The 8,473-nt window shown below is 74.7% G+C and carries 9 protein-coding genes; 5 read left to right on the top strand and 4 right to left on the bottom strand.

Features of this window, described 5'->3' with window-relative positions; genetic code table 11:
- Positions 1–116 precede the first annotated feature (116 nt).
- Positions 117–1,049: a sigma-70 family RNA polymerase sigma factor gene (locus AB0F71_RS33280; protein ID WP_360242580.1), complete on the bottom strand. Its 933-nt coding sequence runs from the start codon at positions 1,047–1,049 to the stop codon at positions 117–119.
- Between the two features lie 104 nt (positions 1,050–1,153).
- On the opposite strand from AB0F71_RS33280, the gene AB0F71_RS33275 reads away from it, so the two are divergent.
- Together AB0F71_RS33275 and AB0F71_RS33270 are read left to right on the top strand one after the other, a co-directional pair.
- Positions 1,154–1,966: an NAD(P)H-binding protein gene (locus tag AB0F71_RS33275; RefSeq protein ID WP_360242577.1), complete on the top strand. Its 813-nt coding sequence runs from the start codon at positions 1,154–1,156 to the stop codon at positions 1,964–1,966.
- A 31-nt stretch (positions 1,967–1,997) separates the two neighbouring features.
- Positions 1,998–2,519, top strand: a complete 522-nt coding sequence (locus tag AB0F71_RS33270; RefSeq protein ID WP_360242574.1) for a hypothetical protein — start codon at positions 1,998–2,000, stop codon at positions 2,517–2,519.
- A 253-nt stretch (positions 2,520–2,772) separates the two neighbouring features.
- Here the strand turns inward: AB0F71_RS33270 and AB0F71_RS33265 are convergent, their stop codons facing one another.
- A complete protein-coding gene (locus tag AB0F71_RS33265) occupies positions 2,773–4,221 on the bottom strand; it encodes an aldehyde dehydrogenase family protein (protein WP_360242571.1) in 1,449 nt (482 codons plus the stop codon).
- A gap of 59 nt (positions 4,222–4,280) precedes the next feature.
- On the opposite strand from AB0F71_RS33265, the gene AB0F71_RS33260 reads away from it, so the two are divergent.
- Together AB0F71_RS33260 and AB0F71_RS33255 are read left to right on the top strand one after the other, a co-directional pair.
- Positions 4,281–5,042 (top strand): TetR/AcrR family transcriptional regulator, encoded by a 762-nt coding sequence (locus AB0F71_RS33260; protein ID WP_360242568.1) that lies wholly within the window; start codon positions 4,281–4,283, stop codon positions 5,040–5,042.
- A gap of 92 nt (positions 5,043–5,134) precedes the next feature.
- Positions 5,135–5,620: an SRPBCC family protein gene (locus AB0F71_RS33255; RefSeq protein ID WP_360242565.1), complete on the top strand. Its 486-nt coding sequence runs from the start codon at positions 5,135–5,137 to the stop codon at positions 5,618–5,620.
- Positions 5,621–5,734: 114 nt separating this feature from the next.
- Here the strand turns inward: AB0F71_RS33255 and AB0F71_RS33250 are convergent, their stop codons facing one another.
- Positions 5,735–6,085 carry a DoxX family protein gene (locus tag AB0F71_RS33250; protein ID WP_360242562.1) on the bottom strand — a complete coding sequence of 117 codons (351 nt, stop codon included), beginning with the start codon at positions 6,083–6,085 and terminating at the stop codon, positions 5,735–5,737.
- 61 nt (positions 6,086–6,146) lie between these two features.
- Here AB0F71_RS33250 and AB0F71_RS33245 point away from each other — a divergent pair, with 61 nt between their 5' ends.
- Positions 6,147–7,064: a LysR family transcriptional regulator gene (locus AB0F71_RS33245; RefSeq protein ID WP_360242559.1), complete on the top strand. Its 918-nt coding sequence runs from the start codon at positions 6,147–6,149 to the stop codon at positions 7,062–7,064.
- 344 nt (positions 7,065–7,408) lie between these two features.
- On the opposite strand, the gene AB0F71_RS33240 is transcribed toward AB0F71_RS33245, so the two are convergent.
- On the bottom strand, positions 7,409–8,473 hold a 1,065-nt coding region (locus AB0F71_RS33240), incomplete at its 5' end, for an AMP-binding protein (protein WP_360242556.1).

Below are 8,473 nucleotides of genomic sequence, written 5' to 3'. Positions count from 1 at the left end.
GACGGCGCAACCGCCTGCGCGATGTGGCGTGCCGCCGTGTCCGCGGCCTCCGGCGCACCGTGGTACGGGCTGGTCCGCGGGGCGCTATCGCCGTCAGTCCCGGAAGGCCGAGAGCGTCAGTCCCGGAAGGCCGAGAGGTCGAAGGCCGCCAGCCGCTCCTGGTCGGCGATCACGTCGATCTCGGTGATCACGCCGGCCACGACGGTGAACGCCATGATCGACAGCGCCCGGCCGTTGTCGCCGATGACCACCGCGCCCGCGGTGCCGTTGACCAGCGCGGGGCGGGCGAACGGCGCCAGCTTGCCCCACATCGCGGCCTGCCCGGCCACCGCCCTGGCGCCGGTGAGCACCATGGTGTGGCGGGCCAGCACGGCGCCGCCGTCCGAGCGCAGCACCACGTCCGGGTCCAGCACGGCGACCAGCGCCTCCAGGTCGCCGGTGCGGGAGGCGGCGAAGAAGGCGTCCACGGCCAGCCGCTGACGGCCCGGGTCCCGGTCGGGCGCGGGCTGCGCCTGCACCTTGCGCCGGGCCCGGCTGGCCAGTTGGCGGGTCGCGGCCGAGGTCTTCTCGATCAGCGGGGCGATCTCCTCGAACGGCACCGCGAACAGGTCGTGCAGCACGAAGGCGACCCGCTCGGCGGGCGACAGCGACTCCATCACCACCATCAGTGCCAGGCCGACCGAGTCCGCGAGCATCACCTCCTGCTCCGGGTCGACCACCCCTTCCCGGCGCAGCAGCGGGTCCGGCAGCCGCTCGAGGCCGCTCGCGCCGTCCGGCCCGACCGGCTGGAGCGGCTCCTCCCGACGGGCGGCGCGGTCGCGCAGCAGGTTCAGGCAGACCCGGGACACCACCGTGGTCAGCCAGCCGCCGAGGTTGGCCACCTCGGCCGTGTCGGTGCGGTCGAACCGCAGCCAGGCGTCCTGGAGCGCGTCCTCGGCCTCGCTGATCGAGCCGAGCATCCGGTAGGCGACCGCGCGCAGGTGCGGGCGGTGCTCCTCGAAGAGCGCGGTCCGGGTAGATCGCTCATCGCTTCCGACTGTTCCGTCCACCGTGTCACATTCCTTCGTCGCCTCGGGTCAGGGCAGCAGGAGCCACCCAACAACGGGGGCGGCGGGGAGATCAACTCCCGGCCAGGGACGAAACGGAGACGATCATGACGAACAACCCGGTACTGGTCACCGGCGGCACCGGCACCCTGGGCCGGCAGGTCGTACCGCTGCTGCTCGCGGCGGGGCGGCCGGTGCGCGTGCTGAGCCGGCGGGGGCGGGCGGCGGAGGACGGCGCGGTCGGGGACGGAGCGGTCGGGGACGGCGTGACGTACGTGCGCGGCGACCTGCTCGGCGACGAGGCCGAGGCGGCCACCCGGCTGGACGAGGCGCTCACGGGGGTCGGCACCGTGCTGCACCTCGCGGGCGGCCCCAAGGGCGACGACGAGGCCACCCGGCGGCTGGTCGCGGCCGCCCAGCGGGCCGGGGTGCGGCACCTGGTGTACATCTCGGTGATCGGCGCCGACAAGGTGCCGCTCGGCTACTTCCGCGCCAAGCACGCGGCCGAGGAGGCGGTGACCGGCTCGGGCCTGCCGTACACCGTGCTGCGCGCCGCGCAGTTCCACGACCTGGCGTTCGCCGTGGTCGAGAAGATGGCCAAGCTGCCGCTCCTGCCGGCCCCCGGCGGGGTCCGCTGGCAGCCCGTGGACGCGCGCGACGTCGCCGCCCGGCTGGTCGAGTTGGCGCTGGACGGGCCCGCCGGCCTGGTCCCGGACCTGGCCGGGCCGACGGTGTACGAGATGGACGAGCTGACCCGGGCGTACCTGACCGCGCGGGGCCGCAGCCGCCGGCGGCTGCCCGTACGGGTGCCGGGCAAGGTCGGGCGCGCGTACCGGGCGGGGGCGAACCTCACCCTGGCCGGGGCCGAGCACGGGCGGCGCACCTGGGAGGAGTACCTGGCCGAACGGCTGACGGCCTGAGGTGTCCGAGGGGCGCCGTAGGGTGTCCGCCATGTCGTTCCTCGATCGCCTGCGGGCGACCCCCGCCACCGTCGACTACCTGCTCTGGCCCGCGGACTTCTCCCTCGACGCCTACTCGCACGTGGAGGAGGTCGTGCTCGCCTCCGGCGAGGCCCTGGAGGAGGTCGGCAAGTGCAGCGGGGGCGGCACCTTCTTCCTCTGCGGCGAGGGCGGCGACGAACGCCCCGTCCTGTACGCCGACTCGGAGGGCGGCGCGGCGCTGCTGGCCGTCGGGCTGGAGGAGCTGGTCCGGCTGCTGCTGGCGGTGCCGTGGTGGCAGGACTGCGTGCGGCTGACCGAGGAGGAGAGCGCGGAGGCGGCCGAGGACTACCTGGCCGACGAGCCCGACCTGCTCGCCGACCGGGACGCGGCCGCGGCCGCGATCGGGCTCGAAGTCCCCACCGCGGCCGAGGCCCTGGCCCGCCTGCGCGAGGTCACCCTCGGCCTCGGTCCGTCGTACGTGCTGCTCAACGCCGTGGAGGGCAACGCCTACCGGTCGCTGTTCCGGCTCTGAACCGCGTCGGCGTCAGGTGGGGCTGTGCCGCCGGGACCAGCCGGTGTCGCGCCCGTCGCCCGGGCGGTTCGTGGTGCTCGCGGTGCTCGCGGCAGTGGGCCGGTCGGCCGGTCGGATCGCGATGACGTCCATGATGTGCCTCTCCCCGTAGTCGCATGCGCGCGCTCTGGCTCGCAGAACGCTATGGGCGGCCAGGGCGCTCCGCATCCGTACGGGTACTCAGCCGGGCTGAGTCGATTCGCCGTCCTGCCGGTCAGAGGAGGCGGCGCAGGAGGCGGGACTTGAGGGGGGTGAAGGGCGGGTAGGCGGGGCGGAGGGGGTCGGCGAGGAGGGGCTTGTCGAGGACGGACTTGGTGTGGCTGAAGGTGTCGATGGAGTGGGCGCCGTGGTACCGGCCGAGGCCGCTCTCGCCGACACCGCCGAAGGGCAGCCCGGGGACGACGATGTGGGCGTTGGGGACGCCGAAGGCGAGGGCGCCGGAGGAGGTCTCGGTGGTGAGGCGGCGCTTGGTGGTGTCGGAGGCGGTGAAGGCGTAGAGGGCGAGGGGCTTGTCGCGGCCGGTGATGAAGGCGATCGCGGCGTCGAGGTCGGGGACGCGGATGATCGGCAGGACGGGACCGAAGATCTCCTCGCGCATCACCGGGGCGTCCGGGTCGACGTCGGCCAGGACGGTGGGGGCGAGGTAGCGGTCGGCGCGGTGGTGGTCGCCGCCGGTGACGATGCGGCCGTCGGCGAGCAGGGCGGTCAGCCGGTCGAAGTGGCGCTCGTTGACGATGCGGCCGTAGTCGGGGCTCCGCGCCGGGTCGGTGCCGTACATCTCGCGGACGGCGGCGGTGAGTTGGCGCTCGAGTTCGGTGGCGGTGTCGCCGATGGCGAGGACGTAGTCGGGGGCCACGCAGGTCTGGCCGGCGTTCATGAACTTGCCCCAGGCGATCCGGCGGGCGGCGGTGGCGAGGTCGGTGCCGGGCTCGACGACGACCGGGCTCTTGCCGCCCAACTCCAGGGTGACGGGGGTGAGGTGGCGGGCGGCGGCGGTCATGACGATGCGGGCGACGGCGCCGTTGCCGGTGTAGAGGATGTGGTCGAAGCGCTGCTCCAGCAGGGCGGTGGTCTCCGGCACGCCGCCCTCGACGACGGCGACGGCCTGCGGGTCGAGGGTGCGGGGCAGCCAGTGGGCGATGGCGGCGGAGGTGGCGGGGGCGAGTTCGCTGGGCTTGACCACCGCGCAGTTGCCCGCGGCGAGCGCGCCGACCAGCGGGGACAGCGCGAGCTGGAGCGGGTAGTTCCACGGGCTGATGATCAGCACGGTGCCCAGGGGTTCGCGGACCGTCCGGGCCCGGGCGGGAAGCAGCGCGAGCGGGACGGGGGTGCGGCGCGGGCGCAGCCAGCCGTCGAGGTGGCGCAGGGTGTGGTCGATCTCGTTGACCGTGAAGCCGATCTCGGTGGTGTAGGCCTCGGCGGCGCTCTTGCCGAGGTCGGCGTGGAGGGCGGCGGTGAAGACGGCCTCCTGGTCGACCAGCAGGCGGCGCAGGGCGCGGAGTTGGGCCTTGCGCCAGGCGAGGGGCTTGGTGCGGCCGGTGGCGAAGGCGGCGCGCAGGCGGGTGACGGTCGCGGCGGGGCCTTCGACGGCGGGGCCGGCGGTGGGGGTGGCTTCGGCGGAGGCGGGCGCGGCTGTGGGCGTGGCTTCGGCAGAGAGGCTCATGCCGTCGAGCATAAACGAAACGAAACGCTTTCGTTTCTAGTTCTCGGTAGACTTCCGGCATGAGCCGCAGCACCACCCCGCCCAGCCCTGCCAGCCCTGCCAGCCCTGCCAGCCCTGCCGGCCCTGCCGGCGCCGCCGGCCCCGCCGGTGCCGCACCGGCCGCCACCTCGCGCCGGGGGCGTCCCCGTGACGCCGCCCGGGACCGGGCGCTGCTGGACGCCACGCTCGCCGTCCTCGCGGAGAGCGGCTACGGCGGGCTGACCACCGCCGCCGTGGCGGCCCGGGCCGGGGTCTCGACGGCGACCCTCTACCGTCGCTGGTCGTCCAAGGAGGACCTGGTGATCGCCGCCGCCGCGCTGCACGGCGAGAGCTCGTACGAGCAGCCGGACACCGGCGGACTGGAGGGCGACCTGCGGGTCGTCCTGCGGGACAAGGCGGCGAGCATGACCGGCGAGCCCGGCCGGCTGATCCGCGCCCTGATCGGCGAGGCCGCCCACAACACCGCGCTGGCCGAGGCGCTGGTGACGGCCTTCCTCCGGCCGGTGTACGGACGGGTCGCGGAGGTCGTCCGGCGGGCCGTCGAGCGGGGTGAGATCCAGGCGCTCGACGGCGTGGACCTGCTCGGCGAGGTGGTGGTCGGACCGGTGATGACCCACTTCCTGCTCACCCCGCAACTGCCCGAGGACGTGGACGAGGCCACCGCCCGGGAGACCGCCGACCGGCTGCTGCCCTTCGCCCTCCGGGCGGTGGGCGGGACGGTCGGGGCGGCCGGGGCGGCCGCGGCGGTCGGGAAGGCGGAGAGGCTCGGGCCGTCCGGCTGAGACGCGCCCGGCGGACTCCCGCGACAGGACCCCTGCGAGACTCCGTGGGACCCCGTGGGACCCCGTGGGACCCCGTGAGAAGAGGAGCCCCGATGCCCTGGTTCACGCTCGAACGCTTCGACCCGTCCTTCTTCGACACCGCGCCGCACCGCTACGCATACGTGCTGGACCTGCCGGTGACGCCGGAGGCGGTCTGGCGCGGGCTCGCCGGGGACGCGCCGCTGTCCTGGTGCCGGGGCCTGGCCGGCGGCCGCTACACCTCGCGGCCCCCGCACGGCGTCGGCACGACCCGCGAGATCACCGCGATGCGATTGCTGCGCCTGCGGGAGGAGTTCGTGCGCTGGGAGGAGGGCTCCCGGCACTCCTTCTGCGTCACCTCGGCGAGCCTGCCGCTGTTCCGGCGCTTCGGCGAGGACTACCTGGTCGAGCCCACCCCGACCGGCACCCGGTTCACCTGGACCTTCGCCTTCGAACCCAACCCGCTGCTGGCCCGCCCGGCCGCGCTGACGGACCTGCCGAACCGGTCCTTCCTGGGGAGCCTGGTCGCGGACACCGAGCGGCACTTCGGCGCGGCCTGACGGGCCGGGTCCGGCTGGCACGGGCCTCAGCTGCTGCGGCTCCGGGCAGCTGCGGCTCCGGGCGGGTGCCGGACGGCGCCACCAAGGTGTGTGCGCGGCGGTGGTGCAGGCCCGTCAGCGGGTGGCGGTGAGGGCCAGGGTGGCGATGGCCAGGGCCAGGTAGCCCGCCGGGAAGTGGAGGTTGTGGAGGACACGGGTGCGGACGTGGGTCGCCACGGCGCCGACGTAGAACAGCACCAGCCCGACCGCGGCCGCGAGGCCGAGCGGCGGGAGGGCGACCAGGCCGGCCAGCAGGCCGACGGCGCCGGCCAGCTTGAGCGAGGCCAGCCACGGGACCCACTCCGGTTTCACCTTCACCTCGGCCGAATTGGCCAGCACGAAGGGGGCCTTGGCGAAGTCGGCGGCGGCGATTCCGGCGTTGGCGGCGATGGCGAGGACGGTGACGACGAGACAGGCGATGGACATGGCTCCAGCCTCTTCGCGGGCCTTGGCTTGCGTCCAATACCGGCTTCCATAACCTGGTGGAATGGATGTGGACACCCGGCTGCTGCGCACCTTCGCCGCCGTCGCCGAGGACGGCAGCCTGACCCGGGCGGCCGAGCGGCTGTACGTCTCCCAACCCGCGCTGACCAAGCAGGTCCGGCAGTTGGAGAAGCTGCTCGGGGTGCCGCTGTTCGTCCGGTCCCGGGCCGGGATGGCGCTCACCGTGGCCGGGCGGAGCCTCGCCGCGCGGGTGCCGGGCCTGCTGGCCGACTGGGACGCGACGCTGCGCGAGGCCAGGGGCGCGGCCAGCCGGGCGGAGCGGGTGCTGCGGGTGGGCTTCCTGGCCAGCGCCGCCAACGAGGCCACGCCGGGCATCGTCGCCGGGTTCACCGAGCGCAATCCCGGCTGGCGGGTCGAGATGCGGCACACCGCGTGGTCCGACCCGACGGCCGGGCTGGCCGCCGGGGAGGCCGACGTGGCGCTGCTGCGGCTGCCGTTCCCCGGGCAGGAGGGGTGGCGGGTGGCCGAGCTGTTCACCGAGCCGCGGTGGGTCGCGCTGCCCTCGGCGCACCGGCTGGCGGCGCTGGAGGTGGTCCCGTTCCGGGAGTTGTGGGACGAGCCCTTCGTCGCGGCCCCCGCCGAGACCGGCCGCTGGCGGGACTACTGGGTCGCCGCCGATGAGCGGGAGGGGCACCCGGTCCGCTTCGGCGCCGTGGTGGAGCACCCGGACGACTGGCTGAGCGCCATCGCCAACGGGTACGGCGTCGCACTCGCCCCGGCGTCCACGGCCCGCTTCTACGCCCGGCCGGGGATCGCCTACCGGCCGGTGAGCGGGGTCAGCCCGAGCCGGATCGCGGTGGCGTGGGCCGGGGTGGACGACGGGAACCCGGTGGTGCGGGACTTCGTGCGGTGCTGTCTGGCGGCGGCGGAGGCGGCTGACGGGACTCCGGCCCCGGAGTGAGCCCCGGCCCTGACCCCTCTCCTGACCCCGGCCCCGACCCTCTCCTGACCCCGACCCCGGCGTCAGGAGAGGGGTGGCAGCCCTCAGCGCCGCCACCCCCCGTTGGCTTCTCGGCACCGGGGCGGTGGTTCATTGAGCCAAACCCCGCCATGGGGTGAAAGCCGGTGGGGATCCGGCCGGGGTTCGGTGGGGTTTCGGTGAGCGTCCCATCGCGCGGTGCCCCATTGCGCGGAGCCCATTGCGCGGTGCAGGCGGTCACGGGGAGTCGCTGCGGGACCTCGCGCCGGGGCGTTCCCCGACCCGGGGCGTTCCCCCCCGGTCGGGGAACGCCCCCAGGAGGGTGTTCAGTGGGCGAGGGCCTGGCGCAGCCGCTTCTTGTCGGGCTTGCCGACGGCGGTGAGCGGGATGGCGTCGACCAGGTGGAGGGCCTCGGGAGCGTAGAGGCGGCCCTTGTTGGCGGTGACGAAGGCGCGGACGTCCTCCAGGTCGGGCTGCCGGCCCGGGGCGGGGACGACGGCGGCGTGGACGTGTTCGGCCTCCTGGGCGTCGCGGACGCCGTAGACGGCGCACTGGGCGATGGCCGGGTGGGTGAGGAGGAGTTCCTCCACCTCGGTGGGGTAGACGTGGCCGCCGACGACGATGATCAGGTCCTTGAGGCGGTCGGCGAGGTAGAGATAGCCGTCGGCGTCGAAGTAGCCGATGTCGCCGGTGTCGAGCCAACCCCCGCGCAGGACCTTGGCGGTGAGCTCGGGCTGCTTCCAGTAGCCGGCCATCAGCGTGCCGGAGCGGACGTGGATCTCGCCCTGCTCCCCGGCGGGCAGCACGGTGCCGTCCGCGGCGCGGACCTCCACCTCCACGTCGGGGAACGGCCGGCCGACCGGGAGCGGGCCGTCCTCGCCGAACCGGGCGTGCTCCTCGGGGGTGAGGTAGGCGATCTTCTGGGCCTCGGACATGCCGTAGAGGCTGACCAGCACCGGGCCGAACACCTTGACGGCCTCGCGGATCCGGGCGGGGGAGGCGGCGCAGCCACCGTAGGAGAGCCGGCGCAGGCTGGACAGGTCGGTGCGGGCCAGGGCCGGGTGGTCGAGCAGCTGGTAGATCAGCGGGGGCAGCGTCCAGAGGTCGGTGATGCGTTCGCGCTCGATCGCGGCGAGGACCTCGCCGGGGTCGAAGGTGCGCTGGAGGACCACGGAGCCGCCGCGCTGGAGCGTCACATCGGCGAGCACGCCCGAGAGGTGGGCGAGCGAGGTGGCGGCGAGCAGCCGGGGCGGCTCCTCGTCCTGGGGGCCCGCGAGGAGGGCGTCGAACATGTCCCGGTAGGGGCCGTGGAGGCTGAGGATGCCCTTGGGGATGCCGGTGGTGCCGCCGGTGTGGCGGATGCCGATGTCGTCGCCGGGGCCGAGGGGGAC

It is taken from the genome of Kitasatospora sp. NPDC028055 (assembly GCF_040637885.1).
Classification (GTDB): domain Bacteria; phylum Actinomycetota; class Actinomycetes; order Streptomycetales; family Streptomycetaceae; genus Kitasatospora.
Note: the sequence above shows the minus strand (reverse complement) of the source record. Positions and strands in the feature narration are given on the sequence as shown.